This is a genomic window from Tenacibaculum todarodis, assembly GCF_001889045.1.
GTDB classification, from domain to species: domain Bacteria; phylum Bacteroidota; class Bacteroidia; order Flavobacteriales; family Flavobacteriaceae; genus Polaribacter; species Polaribacter todarodis.
This window is the reverse complement of record NZ_CP018155.1, coordinates 1,333,442-1,349,430: the sequence shown is the minus strand read 5'-3', so window position 1 is coordinate 1,349,430 and position 15,989 is coordinate 1,333,442. Positions and strand designations below refer to the sequence as shown.

Below are 15,989 nucleotides of genomic sequence, written 5' to 3'. Positions count from 1 at the left end.
TCCCACAAAAATGCAGGAGATTTTTAATTTTAATTGGGTTCAAAAATAATTAATTTTTAGAAAATTCTTGTACTTTTTTGAAAGGAGAAATGTCAATTTTTTCAACATCTAATTTATATTTAGACCAATCCTCAGTAAAGAACGTATTTGTTTTTTCAATTCCTTCTTTAAAAGACTCTTTAAATTGATTTAATAGCACTGTTTCTGTATTAGTTTGTTCTCCAAAACGAGAACGAATATATCTGCTTGCTTGCCCAAAACGATTGTTAATTGTAACTTCTGGATTACGAGTAATCCCTTGGCGTTTATCAACTGTGCCCAAATACATCGCTATTAAACTATCAATTTTTTTAATAATATTTTTTGAAGATTTTATCTCAGCTTTATACTTCTCTTTGTCTTCTTTTGTAAACTCTGATTTTAAAGAAGTTGCAGTGTTTTTACTTTCTACCAATTGTTTTACAACGTTTGCAATTTTTTCTTGATAGGTTTCCAATTCTTTACTCGCATCATATTTTTGATTAATAGCCGCTTCAGAAATTTGTAATCTTGGATCGAACTCAACTTTAATGTTTTGTTCAGAAACAACATCACCAAACGTCATTTTTAAACGATAAGTACCTGGTTTTACAGTAACTCCACCAGGTTCTCTGGTTTGTTTTCTAATTCTCCTTGAAGCTCTTGCAACTCCTTTTTCTCTTAAATACCAGGTTGTTTTATGAAGACCATTTTCTTTTGGAGTTTTAAACTTTAGGGTTCTAATTTGTCTTGCACCATCAAAGATTTCAAGTTTTATAGAATCGAATTTGATAACATTTTTTGAATCCTCTTTTTTGTCTTTTGTCTTTTGTCTTTTCTCTAAACTCTTTTTAGGTTTATTAATGTAATAAGAAATTTGTGCTCCGCGCTTTCTGTTTTCTCCTTGATACATTGCATCTGCTCCAAATCTACTTCCTGTAGGTTGTTGTGAAGCGGCTTGATACGCAGTTGGAGGTGCAAATAATATTAGTTTTTGATTCGTAACATTATTCTTTGCTATTTCTCGTAAAGGCCTAATATCATCTAAAATCCATGCAGCTCTACCAAACGTTCCAATTACTAAATCGTGTTCACGAGGATGAATTACTAAATCTTTTACAGGAACTGTTGGGAATCCGTTTGTCCATTTTGTCCATTTTTTTCCTGCATTTATGGAAATATACAATCCGTCATCCGTTCCTAAGAATAATAAGTTAGCATTTTCTGGATCTTCAATAATACATTGCGTAAAACCTTCTACATAATTGTTATCAACAATACGTTCCCAAGTTTGTCCGTAATTTTTGGTTCTATACGCATACGGTTCGTAATTAAAACGTCTGTAATCATTGGCAACTAAAAGCGCTTCACCTTTATTTTTGTTGGATGCTTTTATTTGTGTAATCCAAGAGTTTTCTGGTAAACCTCTTAAATTCTTAGCAACGTTTGTCCAAGTTGCACCACCATTTTTTGTAATGTGAACTTGCCCGTCATCTGTTGCTGCCCAAAGTACATCCTTTTCTAAAGGAGTTGGTTCAATAACTAAAATTGTACAATGATTTTCTGCACCCGTTGCATCCATTGTTAAACCACCACTTTCTGCTTGTTTTAATTTCTCTGGATTATTGGTAGATAAATCTGGTGAAATAACGTTCCACGTTAATCCTTTATCAGTAGATTTATGTACAAACTGACTTCCGAAGTAGAGCGTTGAATTATCAAAAGGATCAATATTTATGGCTGAATTCCAATTGAAACGTAATTTTACATTCGCATCTTTATGCGTTGGTTTTACACCGTAATTATTACCCGTTTGCCAATCGTAACGAGAAACAGAACCTTGTTGGCTCATTGTCCATCCGTAACGAGAATTATCTTTGTCTGGAACTACATCAAAACCATCACCAAAACTAATTTCTTGCCAATAAGAATTTCTAATTCCTTGTGCTTTCCAAACATACGCTGGACCACGCCAAGAACCATTGTCTTGCATTCCTCCGTAGACATTATATGGAAACTCATTATCAACATTTATATGGTAAAATTGCGCAACAGGAATATTGCCAATAAAACGCCATGTTTTACCACCATCTTTGGTAATGTTTAAACCGCCATCATTTCCATCAATCATAAATTTTCCGTTTGTTGGATGAATCCACCAAGCATGATGATCTGGATGAATTCCATTATCTACACCATAAGCAGGCATTAATTGTTTGAACGATTTTCCGCCATCTTGAGAAACATTTACATACGTGAAAACAGTATATAATCTATTTTCATTTGTTGGATCTACATAAATTTCTGAATAATAAAAAGGGCGATTTCCAATACCAGGTTTATCGTTTATTTTCTTCCATTTGAATCCGCCATCTTCACTTTTGTACAACGCATTCTTTTTTGCTTCCACTAAAGCATAAATTACATCAGGATTATTAGGTGCAATTGCAACACCAATCCTTCCTAGTTCTCCTTTTGGGAAACCTTCTTTTTCCGTAACTTTTTTCCAGTTATCTCCGCCATCATGTGTAATGTAAAGACCACTTCCTTTTCCTCCAGAATTAAAAAACCAAGGATCACGTTTGTGTTCCCACATGGCAACTATTAATTTATTAGGATTTGATGGATCCATAATTAAATCCGCAGCGCCTGTTTTTATATTGTTGAATAAAATTTGTTTCCACGTTTTTCCGCCATTGGTAGTTTTATAAACACCTCTTTCTTGGTGTTCTCCCCAAGGAGAACCAATTGCTCCAACATATACAATGTCAGGATTTGTAGGATGAATGATTACACGATGAATATGACGTGTTTTTTCTAATCCCATAGATTTCCAAGTTTTTCCTGCATCTAATGATTTGTATATTCCGAAACCGCCATTTAAACTATTTCTTGGATTTCCTTCTCCAGTTCCTGCCCAAATTACACTTGGATTAGATTGCTGAATTGCAACTGCACCAATTGAAGCTGTTAATTCTTTTTCGAAAATTGGTTCCCATTTTATACCGCCAGAAGTAGATTTCCAAATTCCTCCAGAAGCTGTACCAACGTACATTATTTCTGGGTTTGTTTCTACAACATCAATTGAAGTAACACGACCCGACATTCCGCCAGGACCAATGTTTCTTGGCTTCATGTTTTTTACTAAATCCATTGAAAACTCTTGCGAAAATAGTAGCGAAGCGCTACTTAAAAATAGAATTGTGAGTAATTTTTTCATATATAGTTGGTTTGTTGTTTTTAAAGAGGAACAATATACAAAATTGAAAATGCTCAATATTAATTGAACGTTTTTTTAACAGAAAAACAGATTTATTTTTTTTCTAATATTTTCTTTCCCATTGATGAAAAGAAACAAAAATTTAGATTTGAACTTTCTGCGGTCAAATTAATTTTTGAACCTTAAAATAAATGAACTCGCTACGCTCAAACAGCATTTATTTTCATGGATTCTTCAAATATTTGACGCTCGCTTGCAAGTTCTATATCGATGAATATTGAATAAAACTTTATTGAAGTAGAAGTTTTGCTTGTAAATACGCCTGCGTTAGCGATTGAACGGTTTGTTTGAGCTCTTTTTTGAGGCACGATAAAAAAGCGAGTAGTGAAAGCGCGACTTGGTCCTGAATGCCTTCAGGATAAAGTAAGGCCCAAAAAAATTATTCTTCCTTCTTTTTAGGTGCTCTTTTTGCGTCTTTAAGTGCTTGCATTAACATCCATTCTATTTGTCCGTTTGTGGAACGAAACTCGTCTGCAGCCCATTTTTCAATGGCTTTTATCATATCTTCATTTACTCGCAACGCGAAAGCTTTCTTCTTTGCCATTTTATTTTTTTACAAAGGTTACAACGGTTTTTATTAGTGTTGTTGATAATGGGAAATCTGCCGAATAATACGATTTTAAATTGTCATCGTCTTTTTGAATGTCTTTTAAAACGTGATTCATGTTTTCAATTAATACTAATTTAGAATTTGGATTAGCATTGTGCAAGTTTTCGGCATCTTTTACAGGAACTTGTAAATCTTTTGTTCCGTTTAAAATTAACATTGGTAGTGTTAGTTTTTTAATTTCTTCTGTTGGATTTATGCTAACCCAAGATTTTAAGAAAGGTAAATTAGGTTCGGAAAACATAGCGGCTAACATTGGGTTTACTTCTTTAATTGTGCCAGTTTCCATTAATTCTTTTAAATGACTTTTTACTGATTGCCCTAAAAGTGGATTTTGAGCAGATAATTGTCTTACTAATGTTTTATCAATAGTTTCTCCAGCACCAGCTAACGAAATATATTTGTTTGTGTTTTCTGAAGCTAACATGGCGATTAGTGAACCTTGACTGTGACCAACTAAAATAATTTCTGAGAATCTTTTATCATTTTTAAAGTGATTAACAACTGTTTTTGCGTCTAAAACAAAGTCGTTAAATAAGACGCCTTGTTTTAAGAAAACAATGTTGTTTTTGTTGGCCGTTCTTTTATCGTAACTAAAAAAAGAAATGTTATTAGCGTTAATACTGTCTCTAAATTGTTTGATGTATTGTGGTGCATTTCCGTTTCTATCTACGCCGCCAGAACCATGAATCCAGATTAATAATGGTGTGTTTTCTCCAGAAAAAGATAAGGTTCCGGGTAATTCTACACCTTCATTTTTTATGAGAATATCTTCACTTTTTACTTGTGCAAATGAAGTTACATAACTTATTAAAACTATTATTAGGTATGTTATAAATCGTGTCATAATTTTATATTTTGTCTTGATAGGTTTTTAAAACTTGATTTGCTTCGTTCTCTTTTTGTGTACCGATTAATAATTTTTTACCGTTTTTTAATTCGAGTTGAATGCCAATATCACCAGAAATGTTAATTGCTTTTCCGTTTTTTTTATTCCAAAAAGCACCGCCTTTTAATCCCCAACCACCGTATTCTGTAATTGGATCATAAGTTCTAACATGTGCTTTTTCAATTTCTTTCCAAGGAATATTTCTCATTGAAAAATGAAACGGAAAAAACTGATAATGAATTCCGTTTTCATCAATTCTGGTTGTTAGTTTAAAGAAGAAAATAAAGGATACTGAAAGTAGTATTCCTGCTATTGTAAGCACAAATTCATTGGTCGTCATATTTGAATTGTCTTCAAAATATGTATTTACAATAATTGCCATTGGTACAATAACACTTACCGCTAATAATACAATTAGCCAAGTTTGAATAAAACGTTGTACTTCTTTAAAAACCTTCATTTTAACGATTTTTGTTTCTTTCTAAAACAATAGCATTCCAGTTTTGCGGCATTTCTTTTAAAATCCAACCTTCTCTTGCATACTGGTTTAATAAATCTTCAAATTTTTCAATTCTATTTCTTAGACCTAATTTTAAGGTTACTACTTTATATTCTTTCATAATTGAATTAATTTTGCTTATTGTTTTTTTAATGATTCAACGTTCCCGTATTTAAAACAGGTGAAGCTTCTTTATCTCCACATAAAATAATTAGTAAATTACTAACCATAGCAGCTTTTCGTTCTTCATCTAACTCAACAATTTGTTTTTTGTTTAATTCTTCTAATGCCATTTCTACCATATCTACAGCACCTTGTACAATTTTATGACGTGCAGCAATAATTGCAGTTGCTTGTTGTCTTTTTAACATTGCAGAAGCTATTTCCTGTGCATACGCTAAATAACCTATTCTAGCTTCTAAAACCTCGATACCAGCAATGGAAAGGCGTTCTTCTAATTCCTTTTCTAAAGCTTCTGAAACCTCATTTACACTAGATCTAAGCGTAATATCTTCATCATGACCTTCATCTGCAAAATTATCATACGGATACATACTTGCTAGTTTTCTTACTGCAGCATCAGTTTGTACACGCACAAAGTTTTCGTAATTATCTACGTCAAAAGCAGCTTTATAGGTATCTGTAACACGCCAAACCAAAATGGTAGAAATCATAACCGGATTACCTAATTTGTCGTTTACTTTTAAACGTTCACTATCAAAATTACTTGCTCTTAAAGAAACAGTTTTCTTTTTATACAGTGGATTAGCCCAATACAAACCGTTTTGTTTTATAGTTCCAACATATTTTCCAAAAAGTAAAATAACTTTAGAAGTATTTGGATTAACAAGAATAAATCCAAAAAATCCAATAAAAGCTACTAATGTTATAAGTAAAAATACAGGTTGCTTTTGATTGAAAGTTATAAAAATACTACCAAAAAATAATGCGAATGTTACTGCTAACATTAAATAACCGTTTGCGGGTTTAATAATTTTCTCTGATTCCATATGTGTAAAATTTAAAGTGATATTAAAATGATATCGTAAAGATATAATATAATTTTTGAATTTTCCAAATTTTTGATGAAATTATTTTATATTTTAGCCGAATAATACAAATCCTTCTTTTATTATGAAATTCAAATTATTTTTATTAATACCTTTCTTTTTCTTAGGTAAATCAACATCAGAAGAAACTTTTTTCTGGGGACAAAACGGTCATAGAGCAACAGCTAAAATTGCTGAGAATCACCTAAAAAAGAGAGTTAAAAAGAAAATTGACAAACTATTAAATGGACAAAGTTTGGCTTTTGTTTCAACTTTTGCAGATGAAATAAAGTCAGATAGAGCATATAGTAAGTATTATTCTTGGCACTATATTAATATGGATTTGCATGAAACGTATGCCACTACAGCAAAAAATCCTAAAGGAGATTTAGTTACTGGGATTAATGAATGTATCAAAATTTTAAAAGATAAAAATAGTACAGATGAAGATAAATCTTTCCATTTAAAAATGTTAGTTCATTTTGTGGGAGATTTACATCAGCCTTTGCATATTGGACAAAGAGAAGATAAAGGAGGAAATACTGTTCAGGTTCAGTGGTTTGGTACTGGAACAAATTTACATTCAGTTTGGGATACAAAAATGATTGAAGAATGGAACATGAGTTATTTAGAATTAGCAGATAATGCTAAAGACTTAACTAAAAAACAAATTAAAGCCATTGAAGCAGGAACTTTGGTAGAATGGGTAGATGAAGTACACGAATTAACAAAAAAGGTATATAGTTCTGCTAAAGTAGGAGAGAACTTACGTTACAGGTATTCATACGATCATTTTGGTACTGTTAGAGATCAGTTGCAAAAAGGTGGAATACGTTTAGCTAAGATTTTAAATGAAATTTTCTGTTAAAGTGCTTAAAATTAAACATTTGATAATGTTTAGTTAATTCTTTTTTACCAATTTATTTTATTTGTAATTTTACTTTTATGAAGCAATTTGTATACTTTTTAATTGCATGTCTTTTGTTTTTAGGATGTAAAACGGAGCAAAAAGCTACAGCAAAAACTGAAGAAAATAAGCCCGAAATAGCTTCAGCCTTAAAAATAGAAAGTTATAATTACGATGCTTTAAAGCCACTTTTACATATAAATGATGATAAAGTTTATGTGGTAAATTTTTGGGCAACTTGGTGTGCACCTTGTGTTAAAGAGTTACCTGCATTTGAGAAAATAAAATCAGAATATGCAACTAAAAACGTAGAAGTTTTATTAGTAAGTTTAGACTTTCCTAAGCAAGTAGATAAACGCTTAATTCCTTTTATTGAAAAGAATAAAATACAATCTAAAGTTGTACTGTTAGATGATAATGACGAGCAACGTTGGATTTCTGAAATAGACAAAGATTGGTCTGGTGCTTTACCTGCTACCTTAATTTATTCTAAAAATAAACGTACCTTTTACGAGCAATCTTTCGACTATAATACTTTACAAAACGAAGTACAAACCTTCTTAAATTAATAATATGAAAACACTAAAAATTTTATCAGTATTACTAATAATATCAGTTATTACAGCTTTTACTATAAATAATTCATCATCTAAAGGTTATCAAGTTGGTGATTATGCAGATGATTTTTCACTTAAAAATATAGATAATAAAATGGTTTCTATGGCAGATTATAAAGATGCCAAAGGTTTTATTGTAATATTTACCTGTAATCAATGTCCGTATTCTAAAATGTATGAAAACAGAATTATTGGATTAGATAATAAATTTAAAAGTAAAGGATATCCTGTAATTGCTATAAACCCAAATGACCCTGCTGCTTCTTTAGGTGATGATTTTGAAAGCATGCAACAAAGAGCAGAAATTAAAGGTTTTACTTTTCCATATTTATTTGATGAAGGACAAAAAGTATATCCTAAATATGGAGCTACTAAAACACCACATGTGTATTTGTTGAATAAAGATTCAGAAGGCTTAAAAGTAGCTTACATTGGTACAATTGACAATAATGCTCGTGATCAAGAAAGTGTGTCTGAACGTTATGTTGAAGATGCTGTAAATGCACTTTTAATAGGAGGAGAAATAAAAAACACCAATACTAAGGCAATAGGTTGCTCTATTAAAACGTTATAGGGAAGTATAATTCCCCGATTCTGACAAACCCATAAATGAAGCTTTTTTAGTCAATTTATGGGTTTGTTTTTATTTATCCATAAAATCTTGATACGCTTTTTGAGAAATTGCTTTCCCTAAAGAATCTAATTTTTTAGCGGAAGAACCATTGCTAATTATGTCTTTTTTACTTGTAAAGTCATAAACAAAAACACCATTTTTATCAATTGTTCCAAAACCGTTATTAAAGATATAATGCGCGTATTGTTCATCAGCATTATTAAAAATATTTTTTCCCCAAATAAAATCTTTGGCTTCTTCGGGTTTATTCATTGTTTTTAATAATGAATAAGCAAAATCGGTTTGCGCAGAAATTGTAGAAATTACGGTGTCTTTTTTCTGCAAAGCGCCACCAAGCCACAACATCGGAATTTTAAATTTCTTTGGAGAATTATAATAACCTTCGTGCTTTGGCATCCAATGTCCGTGGTCTGACATAATAACTACTAAAGTGTTGTTCCACCAAGGTTGTTTTTTTGCAAAGTCTATAAATTTTCCAATTGCTTCGTCAGTATAGGCATGTGAACTTCTAAACATGTTTTCCTTAGTATCTTTACCAAATTTAAATTCCCCAGGAAATTCAAAAGGCTCATGACTTGTAAGCGTTAACGCAAGTTTAAAAAATGGTTTTTCTTGTACTTTTGATAAATCTTTAGCTAGAGTATCTAAAAAAACATGATCGTAAGCTCCCCATTTAGAACTCCAATCTTTTTTGTCAAAATGACTTCCATCAACAAAATTAGTAACACCACTATTTCTAAAATAAGTATTCATGTTCCCAAAATTTAAATCGCCACCGTAATAAAAACTAGTTTCGTAACCTAATTTCATCATCTTAGAAGTAAGCATTGGTAGTTTTCTAGCTTTGCTTGGAATTTTTATAATACTTCTATTTGTCTGCGGATAATAACCGCTTAAAATTGCAATAATTCCTTTGTCTGTTCTGTCTCCGTTACCGTAAAAGTTAGAAAATAAGATTCCTTCTGTAGAAAGTTTGTTTAAGTTTGAAGTAACATCTGGTTCTCCACCAATACTTTCAACAAATTTTCCAGTTAAGCTTTCCCAAATAATTAAAATGACGTTTGGCGAGTCAGTTTTTAATATTTTATCATTGAAAGAAGGCTCTAAAAGGGCATTTCTTCTTTTATTAATAATAGTTGTAGCAAGCTCTTTATCTAATGTTTTATAGGGGTTTTTGCCTTTAGTTTTTTTTGAAAATGAATACGAAAAGTTCCAAATAGAATTTACAGCAGCATGATTAGCAAACATATTATCCGAAAAATAAACATTACTTTGATTTATAGGAATGTCTTGCGTTCCACCACGAATTGGAAGTATTAATACTGCGGTAATTACTAATAAAATAACAGCTTGTACAATTGTTCCTTTATCAAAATTTAAAACTTTTTTGTGGATTAATTTATTGAATACATAACAGAAAAAGAGTGATAAAATTAACCAAAACAAACCACCAAATACTATTTGACTTGTTGAGGTAGAAGCCCACATTAATTCTGGTGTTTCAATATAATTTAATAACGTAGCATCTATTCTTACTCCCCAAGATTGATATAAACCAATATCAATTATCATTAATAATGAAACGATAAATATTAATGGAAAAGTTATTGTTTTTAATAAGGTTGAAGTGAGTTTGTTGGGTATAAAAGGTGAAAATAATATTAGTAGAAATGGTACTAAACTAACATACGCTGTAAAAGAAGCATCTAAACGTAATCCATAAAAAGAAGCTTTTAAAGCATCAATAATTCCTGCTTCCGAAGTTTTTTCAAAATAGAATACTAAAAAACAGGTTCTTGCTATGATAAAGTAAAACATCCATAGTAAGAAATACGATATGTTAAAGGAGATTCTTTTTTTCAAATTGTATAAAAATAAAATTATTCAGTAACTTTTAAACGTGCTTGTGCTGTTACAGAAATATCAGAATAATTATTGTTTAAATATTTTAAATAACCAGTAATAGCAATCATTGCAGCGTTGTCGGTTGTGTATTCAAATTTTGGAATATAGGTTGTCCAACCCCAATATTTTTGCGCTAATTCTAAACGTTTTCTAATTTCTGAATTTGCAGAAACTCCACCTGCAATTGCAATATGTTTAATGTCTGTTTGTTTAACAGCATTTTTAAGTTTATCCATTAATATTTCAACAATTGTATGTTGAATAGAAGCACAAATATCGTTAAGGTTTTGGCTAATAAAATCTGGGTTTTCCTTTACTTTTTTCTGAATAAAATAAAGAATTCCAGTTTTTAATCCACTGAAACTAAAATCTAAATCGCCCACTTTTGGTTTGGTAAACTGAAACGCTTTTGGGTTTCCTAATTGTGCATATTTGTCAATTAATGGACCTCCTGGATAAGGCAATCCTAAAATTTTTGCAGATTTATCAAAAGCTTCTCCAACAGCATCGTCTATAGTTTCACCTAAAATTTCCATTTCAAAATGATTGGTGATTTTAACAACCTGTGTATGTCCGCCACTTATTGTTAAACAAATAAATGGAAACGGAGGAATTTTACTGTTTTCTTCTTCAATAAAATGTGCTAAAATATGTGCTTGCATATGGTTAACATCCAATAAAGGAATGTTTAAACCCAACGCTAAAGACTTTGCAAAAGAAGTTCCTACCAATAAAGATCCCATTAATCCAGGACCACGCGTAAAAGCTATTGCTGTTAAATCTTTTTTATCAATTTGTGCTTGTTCAATAGCTTGTTGCACAACAGGAACAATGTTTTGTTGGTGCGCACGTGAAGCTAATTCCGGCACAACTCCGCCATATTTAGCGTGTATTTCTTGGTTAGCAACTACATTGCTTAATACCTTTCCATTGCAAATAACCGAAGCACTTGTATCATCACAAGAGCTTTCTATACCAAGTATGTAAATATTTTTTGTATCCAATTTTTTTAGATTGTTGCGCAAAAATATTCATAATACGTTAGATATTCGTTAAAATTGACTTTTCTTTGTAAATATTGGCAACATTTTTGCTGTTTCCTCATTACTTTTGTAGAAAATCTTTAAAAAATTGTATCATTAAAAAAGCTGGTAAAAAAATCATTAAATGGTTAGGGTATCTTTTACTCTTCTGGTTGCTGTTAATGCTTGTTTTGTCTATTCCTGCGGTACAAACAAGGTTGGCAAAAATTGCTACAGATACTATTAACGAAGATTTTGGTACAAATATCGTTGTAAAAAAGCTCGATTTATCTTTCCTTGGAAGTGTTCAGTTAAAAAATGTAGAAATTAGAGATCATCATAAAGACACCTTAATCTTTGTAGATAAATTAAGTACTTCAATATTAAATGCTAAACGTATTTTAGATAATAATGTAAATTTAGCTGATGTTTCTTTAAGTGGCGTTCACTTTTATATGAAAACGTATAAAGATGAAATTGATGATAGTATGACTGTCTTTTTGAATAAGTTTGAAGATAATGAGCCTAGAGACAGTACTTCTACACCATTTATTTTACGAACAGATAATATTTATGTAGACAATCTTACGTATAAATTAATTGATGAAAACAAGAAAGAGCCTGTACAGTTTTCGGCTACAAACGCTGGAGGTAATTTGCAAGATTTTTTCTTAGAAGGGCCAAACATTTCAACAAAAATTAGAGGCTTGTATCTAGTTGAAAATAGAGGTGTTAAGGTTACAAATCTTACTACAGATTTTTTATATACACCAAAACAAATGAAGTTTGTAAATACCACTTTGCAAACAGATAATGATTCTCATTTAAAAGCTGAAATTGAATTTAATTACGATAGAAAAGATTTTAGATATTTTACAGACAAAGTAAAAATTAAAGCTGATTTTGATAAAAGTAAATTATCCGCAAGAGATTTGCATAAATTTTATGGAGAAATTAGAGGAAATGAAACACTATTTTTTACAGGTAAAATAAATGGAACCATAAATAACTTTAGTGCAAATAAGGTTAACTTATATTCTAATAGTGGTCTAAAAATTATTGGGGATATGGCATTTGTAAATGCATTAAATACGCAACGAGGTTTTATTTTTGATGGAGATTTAGATAACGTTACTGCAAATTATCAGAAGTTAAAAAACTTATTGCCAAATGTATTGGGTAAAACATTGCCTTCAGATTTTGAAAAATTAGGAACCTTTACTTTATCTGGATTGGTAAGAGTTACACCAGACCAAATGAATGCTACTTTAAATGTAGATTCAGAAATAGGAACATTAAATTCAGACTTACAACTAAGTAATATCGATAATATTGATAATGCTGCTTATAGTGGAGAAGTAGAGTTTAGAAATTTTGATGTTGGTATTTTTGCTAATGATTCAATTTTAGGAAAAATATCTTTAAAAGCAGATGTGCAAGGAGAAGGTTTTACTATTGAAAATATTAACACAACTATAATAGGTACTGTTTCTGAATTAGAATTTAACAACTATACTTATAAAGATTTAGATGTAAATGGTCAGTTTCAAAACAAAAAGTTTGATGGTATTTTAAATACTAATGATAAAAACTTAAAAATGAAATTTGAAGGTTTAGCAGACCTTTCTAAAGAAGTTTATGAGTTCGATTTTAAAGCTGCTATAGATAATTTAGATTTACAAAAAACAAACCTTTTTACAAGAGATAGTATTTCCGTAATAAAAGGAGAAATTTCCATTGATGTAGATGGAAATACCTTGGACGATATTATTGGTAAAGCTACTTTTAAAGATATGGTTTATACCAATCAGAAAAAAGCGTATCCGTTTAAAGAATTTAATTTAGAATCGTCTATAAAAGATAGTATAAAGTCCATAAAAATAGACTCTAAAGATATTGTTGAAGGTGAGTTAACAGGGAAATTTACATTTGATCAATTATTACCAATGGCTCAAAATGCTTTGGGTAGTGTTTATACAAATTATAATCCATATCCTGTAAAACCAAATCAATTTATAGATTTCGATTTTAAGATTTACAATCAGATTGTAGATATATTTTTACCACAAGTTTCTGTGGCAAAAAACACACATATAAAAGGTAAAATTAAATCAGACCAAAACTCATTAAGATTAACTTTTTCTTCCCCTAAAATTGATGCTTACGATGTTGTGGTAGATAAAGTGTTGTTAAGAATGGATAATAAAAATCCGTTATATAACACGCATTTTACAGCAGATAATATTAATACCAAATACTACAACGTTAATAAATTAAATTTATTAAACAGAACAGTAAACGATACATTATATTTTAAATCGATTTTTAAAGGAGGAAAAGAAAATTCAGAGCAATTTAATCTCGATTTTTTCTATACAATCAATCAAAATAGAAAATCGGTAGTTGGTATTCAAAAATCTACCTTTAATTATAGAGAGTTCGATTGGGTTATAAATCCGCAAGACAATAAAAGTAATAAAGTAACTTTTGATATAAAGAATAATGAATTTACTTTCAGTCCCTTTTTACTAATTTCTGATGAACAAAAAATCAACTTTGAAGGTGCTTTAAAGGGGGATAATTATAAAGATTTACAAGCCAGTTTTACAAAAGTTAATTTAGCTAGTTTTTTACCTCCAATAGACAGTTTAGCCTTAAAAGGAGAATTAAGTGGGGTTTTAGATTTTACACAAAAAAACGGTGTTTATAGTCCAAAAGGAAGTTTAGCAATCAATAATTTTAGTATTAATGATTTTGAACAAGGAGATTTAGCTTTACAGGTTGAAGGAGAAAATTCATTAGAAAAATATGCTGTTAATTTATCCTTAGAAAACGAAAACTCTAAGAGTATAGCAGCTACAGGAAAAATAGATTTTTCTAATAAACGCCCAGAATTAGATTTAAATGTTTTCTTAAAAGAATATCAAATAGCAGCATTTAGTCCTTTAGGAGAAGAGGTTTTGTCTAAATTAAGAGGAAGTGTTTCTGGAGATTTTACCGCAAAAGGATTTTTAGGAAACCCTGATTTTGAAGGTGTTTTAAATTTTAAAGATGCAGGTTTAGCATTTCCATATTTAAATGTAGATTTTGATTTAAAAGGAAATACAAGTGTACGTTTAAAAGACCAATCTTTTGTTTTGTCAAGTATTCTTTTAGAAGATACTAAGCACAAAACTCAGGGTACATTAAACGGAAGTATAACCCATCAAAACTTTAAACAATGGTTTTTAAACTTAGATATAGATACCAATAATTTATTGATTTTAGATACTCAAGAAAAAGAAGAGGTTCAATATTACGGAACAGGTTTTTTAGATGGTGATGCTAAAATTAGAGGTTTAACAAGTAATTTAACTATTGATGTTAATGGAAAAACAAACCCAGGAACTGTCTTTGTAATTCCGTTGAGTGACATTAAAACAATTGATAATTATAAATTGATTCACTTTAAATCTGAAGAAAAAAATAATACTGAAGAGTTAAGTATTGATGATATTAAAGGTTTAAACTTAAATATCAATTTAGATGTAACAAAAGATGCTGTTGCACAAGTTGTAATTGATAAAGCTTCAGGAAGTGATTTAAAAGGAAGTGGAACAGGTAATTTAGATATTAGAATTAACACGCGTGGTAAATTTAACATGTTTGGAGATTTTGAAATTGATAACGGAGTCTATAATTTTAAATATGGTGGAATTATAAACAAACCATTTGTGGTTCAAAAAGGAGGTACAATTTCTTGGAACGGTAATCCGTATGAAGCAGAATTAGATTTAACGGCTGTTTTTAGAACAAAAGCCAATCCTGCAAATCTGTTAGATAATGTATATTCTAACCGTAAAATTGATATTGATTTATACACAAAAATTACAGGAGGATTATTTAGTTCTCAACAAGAGTTTGATATTAAAATACCTAGTGCAAACTCAACAATAGCATCTGAATTAGAGTTTAAATTGAATGAAAACGATGTAGATACAAAGTTAAAACACTTTACTTTTCTATTGGCTTTCGGTACATTTTATAATGAAGAAAATATAGGAAATAGTGCTGCAAATGGTCTAACTGGTACAGCTTCTGAAGTAATTGGAAGTCTTTTGTCTAGTGTGTTAAATAGTAAAGATGGTAAGTTTCAAGTAGGTTTAGGTTATACGCAAGGAGATAGAAGTAATTTAAATGATATTAATATTGATGATCAAGTAGATGTATCAGTTTCAACAAGATTAAGTGATAGAGTTATTGTAAACGGAAAAGTGGGTATTCCTGTTGGTGCAAATACGCAGACAAGTGTTGCGGGAGATGTTAATGTAGAAGTTTTACTGAATGAAGAAGGAAATTTTAGAGGTAAAGCCTTTAATAGACAAAATGAAATTCAATATTCCGCATTAGAAGAAGAAGGTTATACACAAGGTATTGGTTTATCTTACCAAGTTAATTTTAATACGCTGTCTGAATTACTTCAAAAAATAGGATTAAAGAAAAAAGATACCGTTAAAAAAGTAGTTAAAAAAGATTCTATTTTAACACCTCGTAAAAAGTTGATTAACTTTAAATAAAAGAGT

The 15,989-nt window shown here is 30.2% G+C and carries 12 protein-coding genes; 4 read left to right on the top strand and 8 right to left on the bottom strand.

What is annotated here, in order from left to right; all coding sequences use genetic code 11:
• Positions 1-49: 49 nt before the first annotated feature.
• From LPB136_RS06105 to LPB136_RS06080, 6 genes are all read right to left on the bottom strand, one after another.
• On the bottom strand, positions 50-3,238 hold the full coding sequence (locus LPB136_RS06105; protein WP_072555274.1) for a VPS10 domain-containing protein: 3,189 nt from the start codon (positions 3,236-3,238) through the stop codon (positions 50-52).
• A gap of 439 nt (positions 3,239-3,677) precedes the next feature.
• A complete protein-coding gene (locus tag LPB136_RS06100; protein ID WP_072555273.1) occupies positions 3,678-3,842 on the bottom strand; it encodes a type II toxin-antitoxin system antitoxin in 165 nt (54 codons plus the stop codon).
• A 1-nt stretch (position 3,843) separates the two neighbouring features.
• Complete coding sequence (locus LPB136_RS06095) at positions 3,844-4,752, bottom strand: alpha/beta hydrolase (protein ID WP_072555272.1); 909 nt, start codon at positions 4,750-4,752, stop codon at positions 3,844-3,846.
• Between the two features lie 4 nt (positions 4,753-4,756).
• Positions 4,757-5,254 carry a hypothetical protein gene (locus LPB136_RS14060; protein WP_204218385.1) on the bottom strand — a complete coding sequence of 166 codons (498 nt, stop codon included), beginning with the start codon at positions 5,252-5,254 and terminating at the stop codon, positions 4,757-4,759.
• A 1-nt stretch (position 5,255) separates the two neighbouring features.
• Positions 5,256-5,414, bottom strand: a complete 159-nt coding sequence (locus LPB136_RS06085) for a DUF4177 domain-containing protein (RefSeq protein ID WP_072555271.1) — start codon at positions 5,412-5,414, stop codon at positions 5,256-5,258.
• Between the two features lie 28 nt (positions 5,415-5,442).
• Positions 5,443-6,303, bottom strand: a complete 861-nt coding sequence (locus LPB136_RS06080) for an SPFH domain-containing protein (protein ID WP_072555270.1) — start codon at positions 6,301-6,303, stop codon at positions 5,443-5,445.
• A gap of 124 nt (positions 6,304-6,427) precedes the next feature.
• On the opposite strand from LPB136_RS06080, the gene LPB136_RS06075 reads away from it, so the two are divergent.
• The 3 genes from LPB136_RS06075 to LPB136_RS06065 all read left to right on the top strand — a co-directional run bounded on the left by LPB136_RS06075 (position 6,428) and on the right by LPB136_RS06065 (position 8,440).
• Positions 6,428-7,210: a S1/P1 nuclease gene (locus LPB136_RS06075; RefSeq protein WP_072555269.1), complete on the top strand. Its 783-nt coding sequence runs from the start codon at positions 6,428-6,430 to the stop codon at positions 7,208-7,210.
• A 77-nt stretch (positions 7,211-7,287) separates the two neighbouring features.
• Positions 7,288-7,818, top strand: a complete 531-nt coding sequence (locus LPB136_RS06070; protein WP_072555268.1) for a TlpA family protein disulfide reductase — start codon at positions 7,288-7,290, stop codon at positions 7,816-7,818.
• Between the two features lie 4 nt (positions 7,819-7,822).
• Positions 7,823-8,440: a thioredoxin family protein gene (locus tag LPB136_RS06065; RefSeq protein ID WP_072555267.1), complete on the top strand. Its 618-nt coding sequence runs from the start codon at positions 7,823-7,825 to the stop codon at positions 8,438-8,440.
• Positions 8,441-8,509: 69 nt separating this feature from the next.
• Here the strand turns inward: LPB136_RS06065 and LPB136_RS06060 are convergent, their stop codons facing one another.
• Positions 8,510-10,363, bottom strand: a complete 1,854-nt coding sequence (locus LPB136_RS06060) for an LTA synthase family protein (RefSeq protein ID WP_237267425.1) — start codon at positions 10,361-10,363, stop codon at positions 8,510-8,512.
• Between the two features lie 17 nt (positions 10,364-10,380).
• Positions 10,381-11,409 (bottom strand): tRNA (adenosine(37)-N6)-threonylcarbamoyltransferase complex transferase subunit TsaD, encoded by a 1,029-nt coding sequence (gene tsaD, locus LPB136_RS06055; RefSeq protein WP_072555266.1) that lies wholly within the window; start codon positions 11,407-11,409, stop codon positions 10,381-10,383.
• A gap of 200 nt (positions 11,410-11,609) precedes the next feature.
• Here tsaD and LPB136_RS06050 point away from each other — a divergent pair, with 200 nt between their 5' ends.
• Positions 11,610-15,983: a translocation/assembly module TamB domain-containing protein gene (locus tag LPB136_RS06050; RefSeq protein ID WP_072555265.1), complete on the top strand. Its 4,374-nt coding sequence runs from the start codon at positions 11,610-11,612 to the stop codon at positions 15,981-15,983.
• Positions 15,984-15,989: the final 6 nt, after the last annotated feature.

Excerpts from the sequence above, each read along its gene's own strand:
- LPB136_RS06075 (WP_072555269.1), top strand. The coding sequence starts at position 6,428 with ATGAAATTCAAATTATTTTTATTAATACCTTTCTTTTTCTTAGGTAAA.
- LPB136_RS06050 (WP_072555265.1), top strand. The coding sequence starts at position 11,610 with ATGCTTGTTTTGTCTATTCCTGCGGTACAAACAAGGTTGGCAAAAATT.
- LPB136_RS06070 (WP_072555268.1), top strand. The coding sequence starts at position 7,288 with ATGAAGCAATTTGTATACTTTTTAATTGCATGTCTTTTGTTTTTAGGA.
- LPB136_RS06095 (WP_072555272.1), bottom strand. The coding sequence starts at position 4,752 with ATGACACGATTTATAACATACCTAATAATAGTTTTAATAAGTTATGTA.
- LPB136_RS06105 (WP_072555274.1), bottom strand. The coding sequence starts at position 3,238 with ATGAAAAAATTACTCACAATTCTATTTTTAAGTAGCGCTTCGCTACTA.
- LPB136_RS06085 (WP_072555271.1), bottom strand. The coding sequence starts at position 5,414 with ATGAAAGAATATAAAGTAGTAACCTTAAAATTAGGTCTAAGAAATAGA.
- LPB136_RS06100 (WP_072555273.1), bottom strand. The coding sequence starts at position 3,842 with ATGGCAAAGAAGAAAGCTTTCGCGTTGCGAGTAAATGAAGATATGATA.
- LPB136_RS06065 (WP_072555267.1), top strand. The coding sequence starts at position 7,823 with ATGAAAACACTAAAAATTTTATCAGTATTACTAATAATATCAGTTATT.
- LPB136_RS14060 (WP_204218385.1), bottom strand. The coding sequence starts at position 5,254 with ATGAAGGTTTTTAAAGAAGTACAACGTTTTATTCAAACTTGGCTAATT.
- LPB136_RS06080 (WP_072555270.1), bottom strand. The coding sequence starts at position 6,303 with ATGGAATCAGAGAAAATTATTAAACCCGCAAACGGTTATTTAATGTTA.